This is a genomic window from Pseudomonas sp. Lb2C2 (assembly GCF_052112205.1).
In the GTDB taxonomy this organism is placed as follows: Bacteria; Pseudomonadota; Gammaproteobacteria; order Pseudomonadales; family Pseudomonadaceae; genus Aquipseudomonas; species Aquipseudomonas kilonensis.
In genome coordinates this window covers 502,790-518,234 of sequence record NZ_JAUTYW010000006.1, presented here as the reverse complement: position 1 = coordinate 518,234, position 15,445 = coordinate 502,790, and the positions used below count along the sequence as shown (strand labels likewise).

The following is a 15,445-nucleotide window of genomic DNA, read 5'->3' as shown; positions in this document are numbered from 1 at the left end:
CCGGCGGTCTGGGGCGGGAGCCTGCCATGAGTTTGCATGAAACCTTCGGTCAGCCCTTGCTGACCTTTCCCGATGCGGAAAAAAGCCCCCTGAGCATTCGCGCCAAGGCGCTGGTGTTCGTCGACCCTCGTTCGCGGCAATTGCGCCAGGCATTGGAGCAACTGGCGCCCCGTGCGGTCTCGGTGCTGATACGCGGTGAAACCGGTAGCGGCAAGGAATTGCTGGCCCGGCATATCCACCGTGAAAGTGAGCGCGGCGGGTTGTTTGTCTCGGTCAACTGCGGCGCGATCAGCCCGACCTATGCCGACGCCGAACTGTTCGGTTATGCCGCCGGCAGCTATAGCGGTTCTGCCAGCAGCCGGGCCGGTTGGTTTGGTTCGGCCAATGGCGGCACCCTCTACTTGGATGAGATTGGTGATCTGCCGCTGCCGATCCAGATCAAATTGCTGGCGGCCCTGGAAAACCATGAAGTCACCCGTGTGGGTGCGCATCAGCCCAGCCCGGTGGATGTTCGCCTGGTGGCAGCGACCAGCATCGACCTGGCGCAAGCGGTGACGGCCGGGAAATTCCACGAACGGCTCTACCACTACTTGAGCGAAGGCCAACTGGAACTGCCGGCCCTGCGCGAGCGGGTAGGCGACATCCTGTCCCTGGCCGAATATTTCCTGGGCATCTACAGCCAGCGACTCGGCCTCAGCGTGCCGCTGATCAGTGACGCGGCGCAGCAAGCCCTTGAACAGCACAGTTGGCCGGGCAACACCCGCGAGCTGGAAAACGTCATTCACTTCGCGTTGCTGGTGAGCACGGGGGATGAGATTTTGCCGGAGCACTTGAATCTGCCGCCCCAACCTTCAGCCCTGGAGCTGATTGATCAGCAGGTGGCGCACGTCATTGCACAGGGTTCGCAAGCCGAGCGCATAGCCCTCAAGGCGCTGCTCAATCGACTGGAGCAAACGCTATAGATCAGGACTCCCTCGCCACAAAAAGCGGGATTTTCTATATGAGTAAAATGAATATGAACTTGAAGAAAAGATATTGTTAAGGAATAAAAAATATCGGTATTGTCCGCATCACGCCAGCGATAGCACTTCACTGGCACTCCACATTTGGCCGTCGTCCATGACGACCGTGATTTTCGATAAGGACACTGCATGAAAAAGGTTCTGTTGTTCACCGCATTGGCGGCAGCCCTGGCCTCTGGCCTGGCCCAGGCCGCGGAGAAACTGGTCGTGGCGGCCACCCCGGTGCCCCACGCTGAAATCCTCGAGCTGATCAAGCCGGCCCTGGCCAAAGAAGGCGTGGACCTGGAAATCAAGGTCTTCACCGACTACGTCCAACCCAACGTGCAGGTTGATCAGAAGCGCCTGGACGCCAACTACTTCCAGACCCTGCCGTACCTGACGAACTTCAACGAAGGCAAAGGCACCCATCTGGTGACCGTGATCGGCGTTCACGTCGAACCATTCGGCGGCTACTCGAAGAAGTACAAAAAATTGGCTGATCTGCCAAACGGCGCAACCATCGCGTTGCCCAACGAAGGTAGCAACAGCGGCCGTGCCCTGATCCTGCTGCAGAAGGCGGGCCTGATCGAGTTGAAAGACCCGAAAAATGCGTTGGCAACCCCGAAAGATATCGCCAAGAACCCGCACAACTTCAAGTTCAAGGAACTGGAATCGGCCATGCTGCCGCGCGTGCTGGACCAGGTCGACCTGGACCTGATCAACACCAACTATGCCCTGGAAGCGGGCCTTAACCCGGCCAGGGATGCACTGGTGATCGAAGGCGCGGACTCGCCTTACGTCAACTTCCTGGTGGCCCGTCCGGACAACAAGGACAGCCCGGCCATCCAGAAACTGGCCAAGGCCCTGACCAGCCCTGAAGTGAAGGCGTTCATCGAGAAGAAATACAGCGGCGCGGTACTGCCAGCGTTCTGATTCGCACGCTAAACCCTTTCACGGTTTCAAACGCCGATGGCTGATACAGCGTCGGCGTTTTTTATTGTGGGAGCGAGCTTGCTCGCGATTCGGTTGATCAGGCGCTGATTAATCCGGCCAATGCCACGCCGGTTCATCCAGCACCCGCTGCCCGACAATCCCGGTCTGCCCAAGCTCCTTTTCCAGCACGATGCAATTGCACTGCTCATCCTGCTCCAGGGCGGCGATCAGGCGCGTGGCGTGGGATACCACCCAGACCTGGCAATTGACTGAAGCCCGGATGATCAGCCGCGCCAAGGCTGGCAACAGATCCGGGTGCAGGCTGGTTTCCGGTTCGTTGAGCACCATCAGCGACGGCGGTCGTGGTGTGAGCAGGGCGGCCACCAGCAACAGATAGCGCAAGGTCCCGTCCGACAGTTCGGCGGCGGACAGCGGCCGCAGCAAGCCGTGCTGTTGAAACGCGATGGCGAAACGTCCGCCTTGCAGTTTCTCGATGCGCAGGTGGGCACCGGGGAACGCGTCGCCGATGGCGGTATGCAACGCCTCGACGTCACCGATTTCAAGGATGGTCTGCAACGCGGCGGCGAGGTCGCGTCCGTCGTGATGCAGCACCGGTGTGCGGGTACCCAGTTGCGGTTGGCGCACCGGGGCGTCGGCATCGCTGCGAAAATGATCGTAGAAACGCCAGCGACGAATGAACTCGCGCATCTGCAAAACCTCCGGCGAAGTGCGCAGGCTGCCGACCTGGTCGAACAGGCTGTCGAAGGTCGGCGTGTGCTGGGCCAGTACATCCCAGGAGCGGCCTTCGCGGGCACGGATCATCGGCCCGTTGCGGTCCACCAGCAGGCTGGCCGGCCGAAACACCGGGCCGGCCCAGATGCATTCGCGCTTGATTTCAGGGTCCAGTGAAAACGCTGAAAGACTGGGTTCCGGCAAGCCCAGGGCGATCGAATAGCTGAAGTCTTCACCGGCGAAGCCCAGGCGCAGGCGCTTGGTGCCCTGGCGCACAACCGCCTGGACCGGCACCTCGCCGTTACGCATGCGGCGGCTGATTTCTTCCGGCCCGGCCCAGAAGGTCGAGTCCAGTCCGCCTTCGCGGGCCAGGGCGTTGACCACCCCGCCCTGGGCTGTCTCGGCCAACAGGCGCAGGGCGCGGTACAGATTGGACTTGCCGCTGCCGTTGGGACCGGTGATCAGGTTCAGCCGGCCCAGGGGGATTACCAGCTTGTTGATGGAGCGGTAATTGGCCACCGCCAGGGTCTTGAGCATGAGCAGACTCCTGCTGCTGGGGGTCCATAAGGAGGCGATCAGTTTGCCTGATTTGCGCTCCTGTTGTATTCGTTGAACCCTGTTCTAAGCTCACAGTCGTATCGTCACTGGTACGTCCGTACAGCGCAAAGGAGTCTGCATGGCTGGTCCCCGAATCAAACTGGTAGTAGGCCTGGGCCTCTGCGTGCTGCTGGCCGGATGCGGTGATGACAAGCCTGCGGAAAAAGCCCTGCCACGGGTTTTTGTGCAGCAAGCCGTGCCCAGCGAATATGCCGCCTCGGTGACCCTGACTGGCGATGTCCAGGCGCGGGTGCAGGCCGACCTGTCGTTTCGCGTGGGCGGCAAGATCATCGGGCGCAAGGTCGATGTCGGCGACCGGGTCTCGGCCCGGCAAGTGCTGGCCCGGCTCGACCCCCGGGACCTGCAGACCAACGTCGACTCCGCCGAGGCCCAGGTGGCCGCCGAGCAGGCGCGGGTCAAGCAGAGTGCGGCGGCGTTCGTGCGCCAGCAGAAACTCCTGCCCAAGGGCTACACCAGCCAAAGTGAATACGACACGGCCCAGGCCCAACTGCGCAGCAGCCAGAGTGCATTGAGCGCCGCCCAGGCCCAACTGGCCAACGCCCGCGAACAACTGAGCTACACCGCACTGATTGCCGAGGCCCCGGGCATCATCACCGCGCGCCAGGCGGAAGTCGGCCAGGTGGTGCAGGCCACGGAACCGATCTTCAGCCTGGCCCGGGACGGCGAGCGCGACGCCGTGTTCAATATCTACGAATCGCTGTTGAGCGAACCGCCTTCGGACCCTGCAATCACCATCAGTTTGTTGGATAACCCCGCGATCAAGACCACCGGTACGGTGCGCGAAATCACCCCGGCGGTGTCTGCCCAGACCGGCACCGTGCAGGTCAAGGTCACCCTCAATGATCTGCCCGAAGGCATGCGCCTGGGCTCGGTGGTCAGTGCCACGGCCAAGTCCGCCGGCAAGACCGCCTTCGAGCTGCCTTGGTCGGCCCTGACCAAGAACCTCAGTGACCCGGCGGTTTGGCTGGTGGACGGCGAGGGCAAGGCGCAGTTGCAAACGGTGACGGTCGGCCGCTACCTGACCGGCAAGGTCATCATTAGCGATGGGCTCAAGGGTGGTGAGAAAATCATCATCGCCGGTGGGCAATTGTTGCATCCCGGCGTACGCGTCGAGATCGCTGAAAACACCGCTGGAAAAACCACGCAGGGGGGGCAACCATGAAGCGTTTTTGGATGGTCTCGGCCGGCCTCTTGCTGGCTGCCTGCTCCAAGGAAGAAGCGCCGCCCGAACCGGTGCGTCCGGTGTTGTCCGTTGAAGTCCGGGCCCTCGACCAGCAGGCACTCGGGCGGTTCGCTGGCAATATCCAGGCGCGCTATGAGAGCAATGTGGGTTTCCGCGTGCCAGGACGCATCGCCAGCCGCAATGTCGATGTCGGTGCGCAAGTGAAGAAGGGCGACCTGCTCGCCACGCTCGACCCTACCGACCAGCAAAACCAGTTGCGCGCCGCCCAGGGCGATCTGGCGCGGATCGAGGCGCAGTACATCAATGCCCAGGCCAATGCCCGGCGCCAGCAGCAATTGTTCGACCGTGGCGTCGGCGCCCAGGCGCAACTGGACATCGCCCAGACCGACCTGAAAACCACTGGCGCCTCTCTCGAACAGGCCAAGGCCTCGGTGGAGCAGTCCCGCGACCAGCTCAACTACAGCGCGCTGCACACCGACCACGACGCCGTCGTCACCGCCTGGAGTGCCGAAGCCGGGCAGGTGGTCACCGCCGGCCAGCAAGTGGTGACCCTGGCCCGCCCGGATATCAAGGAAGCAGTGATCGACCTGCCGGCCGGGCTGGTCGAGCGCCTGCCCACGGACGTGGTGTTCGAGGTTGCCGCGCAATTGGACCCGAACATCCACACCACCGCCATCGTGCGCGAGATCGAACCCCAGGCCCAGAGCGCGACCCGCACCCGCCGCGCGCGCCTGACACTGACCGACACACCGCCAGGTTTTCGCCTGGGCACGGCCATCAGCGTGACCCTGAGCTCGACCATCGAACCACGCATCGAGCTGCCACTGAGCGCGCTGCAGGAGATCGACGGCAAGGCGCGCATCTGGCTGGTCGACCCGCAAACCCAGACCGTCTCGCCCCGTGACGTACGGATTCTCGAACGTTCGGCCAACTCGGTGCTGGTGGCCAACGGCATCAAGGCCGGCGATCGCGTGGTCAGCGCTGGGGTGAACAGTCTCCAGCCGGGGCAGAAAGTGAAACTCGACGAGGACGCACGATGAAAGGGCCTTTCAATCTGTCCGAATGGGCCCTGCGGCATCAGTCGTTCGTCTGGTACCTGATGTTCGTGGCATTGCTGATGGGCGTGTTTTCGTACATGAACCTGGGGCGCGAAGAAGACCCATCGTTCACCATCAAGACCATGGTCATCCAGACCCGTTGGCCTGGCGCGACCCAGGAGGAAACCCTCAGGCAGGTCACCGATCGCATCGAGAAAAAACTCGAAGAGCTCGATTCCCTCGACTACGTCAAAAGCTACACCCGACCAGGAGAGTCGACGGTGTTCGTGTACCTGCGCGATACCACCGGGGCCAAGGAAATCCCTGAGATCTGGTACCAGGTGCGCAAGAAGATCAACGACATTCGCGGCGACTTTCCTGATGGCTTGCAAGGGCCTGGCTTCAACGATGAGTTCGGCGATGTCTACGGTTCGGTGTACGCCTTTACCGGCGACGGTCTGTCGATGCGCCAGTTGCGCGACTACGTGGAACAGGTGCGCGCCGAGATCCGTGACGTACCGGGCCTGGGCAAGGTCGAGATGGTGGGCGAGCAGGACGAAGTGCTCTACCTGAACTTCTCCACGCGCAAACTTGCCGCCCTGGGGATCGACCAGCGCCAAGTCGTGCAAAGCCTGCAAACCCAGAACGCCGTGACCCCGGCCGGGGTCATCGACGCCGGGCCGGAGCGGATTTCCGTGCGCACGTCCGGGCAGTTCCAGTCGGAAAAGGATCTGGCCAACGTCAACCTGCGGCTCAATGACCGGTTCTATCGACTGGCCGACATCGCCGATATCAGCCGCGGTTACGTTGACCCTGCCACGCCGATGTTCCGTTTCGACGGTACACCGGCCATCGGCCTTGCCATCGCAATGAAGAAGGGCGGCAACATTCAGGACTTCGGCAAGGCGTTGCATGCGCGCATGAGCGAGCTGACCGCCGACCTGCCGGTGGGCGTTGGCGTGCATACCGTGTCGGACCAGGCCGAAGTGGTGGAGGAGGCGGTCGGCGGCTTTACCAGCGCCTTGTTCGAGGCGGTGATCATCGTCCTGGTCGTCAGCTTTGTCAGCCTCGGCGTCAGGGCCGGGCTGGTGGTGGCCTGCTCGATTCCACTGGTGCTGGCGATGGTCTTCCTGTTCATGGAGTACAGCGGCATCACCATGCAGCGGATTTCCCTTGGCGCGTTGATCATCGCCCTCGGCCTGCTGGTGGACGACGCGATGATCACCGTGGAAATGATGGTCACGCGCCTGGAAAAAGGTGACACCAAGGACCAGGCTGCGACGTTCGCCTACACCTCGACGGCGTTCCCGATGCTCACCGGGACCCTGGTAACCGTAGCCGGTTTCGTGCCCATCGGCCTGAACGCCAGTTCCGCCGGTGAGTACACTTTCACCCTGTTCGCGGTCATCGCCGTGGCGATGCTGGTGTCATGGATCGTCGCGGTGTTGTTTGCCCCGGTGATCGGCGTGCACATCCTCAGCACCAACGTGAAACCCCACAGCGCCGAGCCGGGGCGGATCGGCCGGGCATTCAACGGCGGCCTGCTGTGGGCGATGCGCAATCGCTGGTGGGCCATTGGCATCACCGTGCTGCTGTTCGTGCTGTCGGTGTTTTGCATGCGCTTCGTGCAGAACCAGTTCTTCCCGTCCTCGGACCGGCCGGAAATCCTGGTGGACCTCAACCTGCCGCAAAACGCCTCGATGGACGAGACCCGCCGGGCGGTTGATCGCCTGGAAGCGACCCTCAAGGGCGACCCGGACATCGAGCGCTGGAGCAGCTACATCGGCGAAGGCGCGATTCGTTTTTACCTGCCGCTGGACCAGCAACTGCAGAACCCGTACTACGCGCAACTGGTGATCGTCAGCAAGGGCCTGGAGTCGCGCACGGCCCTCACCGAGCGCCTGCAAAAGCGTCTGCGTGAGGATTTCGTCGGGATTGGCAGCTACGTGCAGGCCTTGGAAATGGGCCCGCCGGTGGGAAGGCCGATCCAGTACCGGGTCAGCGGCAAGGACATCGACCAGGTGCGCAAGCATGCGATCGAACTGGCCACCGAGCTGGACAAGAACTCGCACATTGGCGAGATCATTTACGACTGGAACGAACCCGGCAAGGTGCTGCGCATCGACATCGCCCAGGACAAGGCGCGGCAGTTGGGCCTGTCTTCCGATGATGTGGCCAGGCTGATGAATAGCATCGTCAGCGGCTCGCCCGTGACCCAGGTCAACGACGATATTTACCTGATCGACGTGGTCGGCCGTGCCGAAGATGCCGAGCGTGGTTCGCCGGAAACCCTGCAGAACCTGCAAATCGTCACCCCGGGCGGCACCTCGATTCCGTTGCTGGCGTTTGCCACGGTGGGCTATGAACTGGAACAGCCATTGGTGTGGCGTCGTGACCGCAAGCCGACCATCACCATCAAGGCCGCGGTGCGCGACGAGATCCAACCCACCGACCTGGTCAAGCAACTGCAACCGGAGATCGACAAGTTCGCCGCCGGCCTGCCAGTGGGCTACAAGGTCGCCACGGGCGGTACGGTGGAAGAGAGCAGCAAGGCCCAAGGGCCGATTGCCAGTGTCGTGCCGCTGATGCTGTTCTTGATGGCGACCTTCCTGATGATCCAGCTGCACAGCGTGCAGAAACTGTTCCTGGTGGCGAGCGTCGCGCCTCTCGGATTGATCGGCGTGGTGCTGGCGCTGGTGCCGACGGGCACGCCCATGGGCTTCGTGGCGATCCTCGGGATCCTCGCGTTGATTGGCATCATCATCCGTAACTCGGTGATCCTGGTGACCCAGATCGATGAGTACGAACGTGACGGCTACGAGCCCTGGGATGCGGTGGTGCAAGCTACCGAACACCGGCGCCGCCCGATCCTGCTCACGGCGGCCGCGGCGAGCCTGGGGATGATCCCGATTGCCCGGGAAGTGTTCTGGGGGCCGATGGCCTACGCGATGATCGGCGGGATCATCATCGCCACCCTGCTGACGCTGCTGTTCCTGCCGGCGCTGTATGTGGCCTGGTACAAGATCCGCGAGCCCAAGCGTGATTGAGTTGGCGTTAAATCATGGGGGCTGCTGTGCAGCCCATCGCGAGCAAGCTTTGCTCCCACAGCAGATATGTGGTGATTCAAGTTCTGTCTTCACAAAGATCCAACTGTGGGAGCAAGCTTTGCTCCCACAGCAGATCCGTAGTGAATTCAGATTCTGTATTCGCAAAGACCTGTGGGAGCAAAGCTTGCTCGCGATGAGGCCAGTCCAGTCACCCTGGCCTTTTACTTGCGCAACAACCGCAGCCCATTGAACACCACCAGCAAACTCACCCCCATGTCGGCGAACACCGCCATCCACATGGTGGCGAACCCGGCGAAGGTGAACCCGAGAAAGATCGCCTTGATCACCAACGCCAAGGCAATGTTCTGTTTCAGGATGCTGGAAGTCTGCCGCGACAGGCGAATGAAGGCCGGGATCTTGCGCAGATCATCGTCCATCAAGGCGACATCGGCGGTTTCGATGGCCGTGTCGGTGCCGGCCGCCGCCATGGCGAAACCGATTTCCGAACGGGCCAGGGCCGGGGCGTCGTTGATGCCGTCGCCGACCATGCCGACGCGGTGACCCTGGGCGTACAACGCTTCGATGGCTTGCAGCTTGTCTTCGGGCAACAGGTCGCCTCGGGCCTGGTCCATGCCCACCTGCGCAGCAATCGCGTCGGCGGTGTGGGCGTTGTCGCCGGTGAGCATCAAGGTCTTGATGCCCAGGTCATGCAGTTGCCGGATGGCTTCGCGGCTGGAGTCCTTCACGGTGTCGGCCACGGCAAACAGCGCCAAGGGGCCTGTAGCGTCGAGCAGCAGCACCACGGACTTGCCTTGTTTTTCCAAGGCGAAGAGTTTCTCTTCCAGTTCGGGGGAGCACAGGCCGAGGTCTTCCACGAGGCGGTGATTGCCCAGGTGATAAGTCTGCCCGCCGATGTCGCCGCGCACACCGCGCCCGGCAAGCGCCTCGAAGTTATCCACAACCTGCTGTGCCAGTTGCTTATCCACAGCCGCGTTGGCAATCGCCCGGGAAACCGGGTGGTCGGAGCGGGCGGCAAGGCTGGCGGCCAGGGCCGGAGCGGTGGTTTCCACGCTCGGGTCCAGCGCCACATAGTCGGTTTGCACCGGCTTGCCGTGGGTGAGCGTGCCGGTCTTGTCCAGGGCCAGGTAGTCGAGCTTGTAGCCTCCCTCCAGGTACACGCCGCCCTTGACCAGGATGCCTTTGCGCGCAGCGGCGGCGAGGCCGCTGACGATGGTCACGGGGGTGGAAATCACCAGTGCGCACGGGCAAGCGACCACCAGCAGCACCAGCGCTCGGTAGATCCAGTCGAACCACGCCGCGCCCATGAACAGCGGTGGGATGATGGCCACGGCCAAGGCCAGGACAAACACCGCCGGGGTGTAGATTTTCGAGAACTGGTCGACGAAGCGCTGGGTCGGCGCGCGGGAGCCCTGGGCCTGTTCCACGGCGTGGATGATCCGCGCCAGGGTGGAGTGATCGGCCGCCGCGGTCACGGTGTATTCCAGTTCGCCGGCCTGGTTGATGGTGCCGGCAAACACCTTGTCGCCGATGGTTTTTTCCACCGGCAGGCTCTCGCCGGTAATCGGTGCCTGGTCAATGGTCGAACGACCGGCGACCACGTCGCCGTCCAGGCCAACCCTTTCGCCCGGGCGAACCCGTACCCGCGCACCGAGGGCGATGACTTTTACGTCTTGCACCTGCCAGCTGCCATCGGCCTGTTGCACGGTGGCCTGTTGCGGGGCCATCTGCATCAGGCCGCTGATGGCGTTGCGCGCGCGGTCGAGGGATTTGGCTTCGATCAGCTCGGCCACGGTGAACAGGAACATCACCATCGCCGCTTCCGGCCATTGGCCGATCAACACGGCGCCGGTCACGGCGATGCTCATCAGCGCGTTGATGTTCAAGTTGCGGTTTTTCAGGGCGATCCAGCCCTTCTTGTAGGTACTCAGGCCGCCGCTGAGGATCGACACCAACGCGACCAGCGCGACCACCCAGTTAGGCGCGGCGTTGGTGAAGTGGATCAACTCGGCACCCAGTGCCGTCACGCCGGACAGCGCCAGCGGCCACCAGGGCTTGGCCGGGGCGGGCAAGTCAGGGGGGGCTTTCTCTTGGCCCGGGGTCATCGGCTCGGCCTGCATCCCTAAGGATTCGATGGCCTTGATGATCGGCGCGTCGCTAGGCAAATCGTGGGTCACGCCCAGCACGCGGTTGATCAGGTTGAAATCCAGTTGCTGCACGCCTTCGAGCTTGCCGAGCTTGTTCTGGATCAGCGTCTGTTCGGTGGGGCAGTCCATGGCTTCGATGCGGAAACTGCTCAGCCGCGCACCGTCCGTCGGCGTTTTGCCGAGGATGACCTGCGACGGGGCTGCTTTCGATGCGCAGCAGGAATGCCCGTGGTCATGGCCGTGGTCGGGTTTGTGGATGTGAAGGGAATCGCTCATCGGGTGACGTCCGTGAAAAGTGCCTGTTGCGCAGTAAAGACCCTGTAGCCACTATAGGGTCAAGCACCTATTTGGGGGGGCATAGCATGAAGATCGGAGAACTGGCGAAAATCACCGACTGCCAGGTCGAAACCATCCGTTACTACGAGCGCGAAGGCTTGCTGCCGGAGCCGGCCCGTAGCGACGGCAATTACCGCGTCTACACCCAGGCCCATGCCGAGCGGCTGACGTTCATCCGCAACTGCCGCACCCTGGACATGACCCTGGAAGAAATCCGCAGCCTCCTGGCCCTGCGCGACAGCCCCCAGGACCAGTGCGAAAGCGTCAACGCGCTGATCGACGAACACATCCAACACGTCAAGGCCCGCATCGACGGCCTGCTGGCCCTGCAGACGCAACTGATCGACCTGCGCCATCGTTGTGGCGAAGGGCCGGACCTGGATCAATGCGGGATCTTGCAGCGGTTGGAAGTGAGCGGGGCGGTGGCGCCGGAGGTGGAGCATTCCCATGTGGGGCGCAGTCATGGGCATTGAGCCCTTGCCCACCAATTCGAATACACAGAGCCGCCTATGAGCGAGCCTGTGGGAGCAAAGCTTGGCGCGATCCTGTGGGAGCAAAGCTTGCTCGCGATGAACGAAAACGCGATCTTCTGACGGATCGAGGCGTTTCCATCGCGAGCAAGCTTTGCTCCCACAGGCCCGCACACAGGGGGATGGTGGGATTCTTTTAGACCGCCATCGGCGCGGTCATCGGTGCGTGGTGCTGGTAGCCTTCGAGGGAGAAGTCGCCCGGCTCCACCAACTCCAGCCACTCGGGCTGGTACACACCGGTCTTGGCAAACTCCGGCACACGCTCGGAAATCACCAGCTTGGGCATCGGGAACGGCTCGCGCGTGAGCTGTTCGTTGAGCATGTCCAAGTGGTTTTCGTAGACGTGTGCATCGCCGATGAAATAGGTGAACCAGCGCGGCGTGTAGCCGGTCAGGCGACCGATCAGGCTCAGCAGCGCGGCGCCTTCGGTGAGGTTGAACGGCGTGCCCAACCCTAGGTCGTTGGAGCGGATGTAGAGGGTCAGGGAGATCTCCTTGGTCTCGACATTCGGGTGGAACTGGTAGAGCAGATGGCACGGCGGCAGGGCCATTTCATCGAGCTGGGCGCAGTTCCAGCCGTGGAACAGGATGCGCCGGCTGCCCGGGTCCTTGATGATGGTGTCGACGCACTGGCGAACCTGGTCGATGGCCTTGTACAGCACCACGTAGGCTTGGCCGTTTTCTTCGCCCTCGGCGATCTGCCGGTAACCCTGGGCCAGTGTCTGCTCGATGGCGGCCGGGTTGCTCAAGGGGATCTGTTTGTAGGCCGGCCATTTGCGCCATTGCACGCCGTAGATCTCGCCCAGGTCGTCTTCGCCCTGGCGGAACGGGTTGGCCAGCCACTGGGCGTTTTCGTTGGCGTTCTGGTCCCAGACCTTGCAGCCCAGGGCACGGAATTCGGCGGCGTTGTTCACGCCGCGCAGGAAGCCGCACATCTCGCCGATGGCCGATTTGAATGCCATTTTGCGGGTGGTGATGGCCGGGAAACCGTCTTTCAAGTCATAGCGCAGCATGGCGCCGGGGAAGCTGATGGTGTTCACACCGGTGCGGTTGGCTTGCTTGGTACCGTTCTTGATGACGTGGGCCACCAGATCGAGATATTGCTTCATGGATTACCTGTGTCCTTGAACCCGGGACCAACGCCCCGGGGTTCGAATTTTAAACCTTGGCCGCCGCAGCCGGCGCACGATGATAAGCCAGCCAGATCAGCACCAGGCCGCCGATGATCATCGGCAGGCACAGCACCTGGCCCATGGTCAGCCAGTTCCACGCCAGATAGCCGAGCTGGGCGTCCGGTACGCGGACGAATTCAACGATGAAACGGAAGATTCCGTAGAACAGCGCGAACATGCCCGACACCGCCATGGTTGGCCGAGGCTTGCGCGAGAACAGCCAGAGAATCAGGAACAGTGCCACGCCTTCGAGGGCGAATTGATAAAGCTGCGACGGGTGGCGCGGCAACTGCGCCGGGTCGCTGAACGGCGGGAAGATCATCGCCCACGGCACGTCGGTCGGCTTGCCCCACAACTCGGCATTGATGAAGTTGCCGATGCGCCCCGCGCCCAGGCCGATCGGCACCATCGGCGCGACGAAGTCCATCAGCTCGAAAAACGACTTGTTGTTGCGCTTGCCGAACCACAACGCCGCCAGCATCACGCCGATGAACCCACCGTGGAACGACATGCCGCCCTTCCAGACTTCGAAGATCAGCGTCGGGTTGGCCAGATAGGCGCTCAGGTCGTAGAACAGCACGTAGCCCAGGCGTCCGCCGACGATCACCCCCATGGACAGCCAGAACACCAGGTCGGAAAGTTTTTCCTTGTTCCAGGTCGGGTCGAAACGGTTGAGCCGGCGCGACGCCAGCAACCAGGCGCCGCCGATGCCGATCAGGTACATCAGACCGTACCAGTGGATTTTCAGCGGGCCGATGGCCAGGGCTACCGGATCGATCTGCGGGTAAGGCAGCATTGATATTCCTCGTAAACGTCAAAAATACCCGGGCGACGCTGCCACCTCGGGATTAAGCCAGGATTGCGTCAGAACAGAAAACTCAAGCCCACGCAGAATAGCAGGGCGGCAAACAACCGCTTGAGCAAGCGCGGTGACAGGCGATGGGCCAGCCGCGCGCCGAAACGGGCGAAGACCATGCTGGTCAAGGCGATGCCCAGCAGCGCTGGCAAATACACAAAACCGAGACTATGGGCCGGCAGCAACGGATCGTGCCAGCCCAGAATCATGAAACTTAATGCGCTGACCACGGCGATGGGCAGTCCGCAGGCCGATGACGTCGCGACCGCTTGCTGCATCGGTACGCTGCGCCAGGTCAGGAACGGCACGGTCAGTGAACCGCCACCGATGCCGAAAATCGCCGAGGCCCAGCCAATCACCGTGCCGGCCAGGGTCAGTCCGGCCTTGCCCGGTACGTTGCGACTGGCGTTGGGCTTGAAGTCCAGGGCCAGTTGCACGGCAACGATCAGGGCGAACACGCCGATGATCTTTTGCAGGTGCGGGCCGGAAATCGCTTCGGCGGTGATCGCACCGAATCCGGCACCGATCAGGATGCCGACGGTCATCCAGGCGAACACCGGCCAGCGCACCGCGCCTTTGCGCTGATGCTCGCGCACGGCATTGACCGAGGTGAAGATGATTGATGCCAGTGAGGTGCCGACGGCCAGATGCGTCAACACCTGCGGGTCGAAACCCTGCAGGGTGAAACTGAACACCAGCACCGGGACGATGATGATCCCGCCCCCCACACCGAACAACCCGGCCAGCACACCGGCGCAGGCGCCGAGCAGCAGATAGAGCACAAATTCCACCAGCGTCTCCCGCCCATCCCCGAAATAAGAGCGGCATGGTAACGGATCGAGGGGCTTGGGCTCTACTGAAGGCGATGGATGCCGGGGCGATGTGTGAGTAGAGTGGCTGATGATCGCTGTCCCTGTGGCGAGGGGATTTATCCCCGCTGGGCTGTGCAGCAGCCCTAAAACCTGGCAACTCGGTGTACCAGGTTTATCGAGTTGAAAGTTCTGGGGCTACTTCGTAGCCCAGCGGGGATAAATCCCCTCGCCACAAAAGCAGTGTCGTTCAGCTTCATTTTCAAACAGGATAACCTGATGTGCCTGATCGTATTTGCCTGGCGACCCGGCCATGCCCAGCCGCTGATCGTGGCGGCCAACCGCGACGAGTTCTATGCCCGGCCGACCTTGCCCCTGGCCCAGTGGCCTGACGCGCCCCATGTGCATGCCGGTCGCGACCTGGAGGCCGGTGGCACCTGGCTCGGCATTGGCGCCGAGGGGCGTTTTGCGGCGCTGACCAACATCCGTGACCCAGGCCAATTGCCGGCCTTCAAGTCGCGCGGTGAGCTGGTGGCGCGGTTCCTGACCGGGAATCTGTCGATTGCCGACTACCTGAGCGAAGTCGTGCCCCGCGCCAGCGAGTACGGTGGCTTCAACCTGCTGCTCGGCGATGGCGTCGAGCTGTGGCACCACAACGCCCGCGATACCCAGCCGCAGCGGTTGGGCAAGGGGCTCTATGGCTTGTCGAACGCAGGGTTGAACACGCCCTGGCCCAAGTTGCTCAAGGCTCGGGCGGCGCTGGGCGAGGTGCTGGACGATCCGCAGCCCCAGGCATTGCTGGCGCTGCTGAACGACCCGCAACCTGCTCCGGTGGCTGAGCTGCCTGATACGGGGGTGGGCGTGGCGACCGAGACGCTGTTATCGAGTGTGTTCATCGCCAGCCCGGCCTACGGGACGCGGGCGAGTACGGCGCTGATTGTCCATGCCGATGGGACGCGGCAGATGGTCGAGCGCAGTTTCGGGCCGCATGGGGGGCATTTGGGGGAGGTGGCGCTGTACATTTGAA

General features: G+C 62.6%; 12 protein-coding genes. 7 read left to right on the top strand and 5 right to left on the bottom strand.

The annotated features are described in order from the left end of the window. Window positions 1–26: 26 nt before the first annotated feature. Both Q7F16_RS20945 and Q7F16_RS20940 read left to right on the top strand, forming a co-directional pair. Window positions 27–962: a sigma 54-interacting transcriptional regulator gene (locus Q7F16_RS20945; RefSeq protein ID WP_046065237.1), complete on the top strand. Its 936-nt coding sequence runs from the start codon at window positions 27–29 to the stop codon at window positions 960–962. 189 nt (window positions 963–1,151) lie between these two features. After that, window positions 1,152–1,934 carry a MetQ/NlpA family ABC transporter substrate-binding protein gene (locus Q7F16_RS20940; RefSeq protein ID WP_046065238.1) on the top strand — a complete coding sequence of 261 codons (783 nt, stop codon included), beginning with the start codon at window positions 1,152–1,154 and terminating at the stop codon, window positions 1,932–1,934. A gap of 108 nt (window positions 1,935–2,042) precedes the next feature. On the opposite strand, the gene Q7F16_RS20935 is transcribed toward Q7F16_RS20940, so the two are convergent. Then, window positions 2,043–3,203: an AAA family ATPase gene (locus tag Q7F16_RS20935; protein ID WP_046065239.1), complete on the bottom strand. Its 1,161-nt coding sequence runs from the start codon at window positions 3,201–3,203 to the stop codon at window positions 2,043–2,045. 139 nt (window positions 3,204–3,342) lie between these two features. Between Q7F16_RS20935 and Q7F16_RS20930 the strand changes: the two genes are divergently transcribed. From Q7F16_RS20930 to Q7F16_RS20920, 3 genes are read left to right on the top strand one after another with little or no spacing between them, the layout of a single operon-like run. Next, window positions 3,343–4,446, top strand: coding sequence for an efflux RND transporter periplasmic adaptor subunit (locus tag Q7F16_RS20930; protein ID WP_046065240.1), 1,104 nt, complete (start codon window positions 3,343–3,345; stop codon window positions 4,444–4,446). Then, window positions 4,443–5,507 carry an efflux RND transporter periplasmic adaptor subunit gene (locus Q7F16_RS20925; RefSeq protein WP_046065241.1) on the top strand — a complete coding sequence of 355 codons (1,065 nt, stop codon included), beginning with the start codon at window positions 4,443–4,445 and terminating at the stop codon, window positions 5,505–5,507. The genes Q7F16_RS20930 and Q7F16_RS20925 overlap by 4 nt, the downstream gene beginning before the upstream one ends. Beyond that, on the top strand, window positions 5,504–8,551 hold the full coding sequence (locus tag Q7F16_RS20920; protein ID WP_409556858.1) for an efflux RND transporter permease subunit: 3,048 nt from the start codon (window positions 5,504–5,506) through the stop codon (window positions 8,549–8,551). The genes Q7F16_RS20925 and Q7F16_RS20920 overlap by 4 nt, the downstream gene beginning before the upstream one ends. 221 nt (window positions 8,552–8,772) lie before the next feature. Here the strand turns inward: Q7F16_RS20920 and Q7F16_RS20915 are convergent, their stop codons facing one another. Further along, window positions 8,773–10,992, bottom strand: a complete 2,220-nt coding sequence (locus Q7F16_RS20915) for a heavy metal translocating P-type ATPase (protein ID WP_409556859.1) — start codon at window positions 10,990–10,992, stop codon at window positions 8,773–8,775. 86 nt (window positions 10,993–11,078) lie between these two features. On the opposite strand from Q7F16_RS20915, the gene cadR reads away from it, so the two are divergent. Further along, window positions 11,079–11,525, top strand: coding sequence for a Cd(II)/Pb(II)-responsive transcriptional regulator (gene cadR, locus Q7F16_RS20910; protein WP_003196623.1), 447 nt, complete (start codon window positions 11,079–11,081; stop codon window positions 11,523–11,525). Between the two features lie 193 nt (window positions 11,526–11,718). Here cadR and Q7F16_RS20905 read toward each other — a convergent pair whose 3' ends face one another. The 3 genes from Q7F16_RS20905 to Q7F16_RS20895 all read right to left on the bottom strand — a co-directional run bounded on the left by Q7F16_RS20905 (window position 11,719) and on the right by Q7F16_RS20895 (window position 14,400). Next, window positions 11,719–12,690, bottom strand: a complete 972-nt coding sequence (locus Q7F16_RS20905; RefSeq protein WP_409556860.1) for a thymidylate synthase — start codon at window positions 12,688–12,690, stop codon at window positions 11,719–11,721. Between the two features lie 49 nt (window positions 12,691–12,739). Then, window positions 12,740–13,549 (bottom strand): prolipoprotein diacylglyceryl transferase, encoded by an 810-nt coding sequence (gene lgt / locus Q7F16_RS20900; protein WP_014335998.1) that lies wholly within the window; start codon window positions 13,547–13,549, stop codon window positions 12,740–12,742. Window positions 13,550–13,617: 68 nt separating this feature from the next. After that, on the bottom strand, window positions 13,618–14,400 hold the full coding sequence (locus Q7F16_RS20895) for a sulfite exporter TauE/SafE family protein (protein ID WP_095974119.1): 783 nt from the start codon (window positions 14,398–14,400) through the stop codon (window positions 13,618–13,620). Window positions 14,401–14,697: 297 nt separating this feature from the next. Between Q7F16_RS20895 and Q7F16_RS20890 the strand changes: the two genes are divergently transcribed. Continuing rightward, entirely contained in the window at window positions 14,698–15,444 is a 747-nt protein-coding gene (locus Q7F16_RS20890; RefSeq protein WP_409556861.1) for an NRDE family protein, read from the top strand. Window position 15,445: the final 1 nt, after the last annotated feature.

Excerpts from the sequence above, each read along its gene's own strand:
- Q7F16_RS20925 (WP_046065241.1), top strand. The coding sequence starts at position 4,443 with ATGAAGCGTTTTTGGATGGTCTCGGCCGGCCTCTTGCTGGCTGCCTGC.
- Q7F16_RS20945 (WP_046065237.1), top strand. The coding sequence starts at position 27 with ATGAGTTTGCATGAAACCTTCGGTCAGCCCTTGCTGACCTTTCCCGAT.
- cadR (WP_003196623.1), top strand. The coding sequence starts at position 11,079 with ATGAAGATCGGAGAACTGGCGAAAATCACCGACTGCCAGGTCGAAACC.
- Q7F16_RS20915 (WP_409556859.1), bottom strand. The coding sequence starts at position 10,992 with ATGAGCGATTCCCTTCACATCCACAAACCCGACCACGGCCATGACCAC.
- lgt (WP_014335998.1), bottom strand. The coding sequence starts at position 13,549 with ATGCTGCCTTACCCGCAGATCGATCCGGTAGCCCTGGCCATCGGCCCG.
- Q7F16_RS20930 (WP_046065240.1), top strand. The coding sequence starts at position 3,343 with ATGGCTGGTCCCCGAATCAAACTGGTAGTAGGCCTGGGCCTCTGCGTG.
- Q7F16_RS20905 (WP_409556860.1), bottom strand. The coding sequence starts at position 12,690 with ATGAAGCAATATCTCGATCTGGTGGCCCACGTCATCAAGAACGGTACC.
- Q7F16_RS20940 (WP_046065238.1), top strand. The coding sequence starts at position 1,152 with ATGAAAAAGGTTCTGTTGTTCACCGCATTGGCGGCAGCCCTGGCCTCT.
- Q7F16_RS20890 (WP_409556861.1), top strand. The coding sequence starts at position 14,698 with ATGTGCCTGATCGTATTTGCCTGGCGACCCGGCCATGCCCAGCCGCTG.
- Q7F16_RS20935 (WP_046065239.1), bottom strand. The coding sequence starts at position 3,203 with ATGCTCAAGACCCTGGCGGTGGCCAATTACCGCTCCATCAACAAGCTG.
- Q7F16_RS20920 (WP_409556858.1), top strand. The coding sequence starts at position 5,504 with ATGAAAGGGCCTTTCAATCTGTCCGAATGGGCCCTGCGGCATCAGTCG.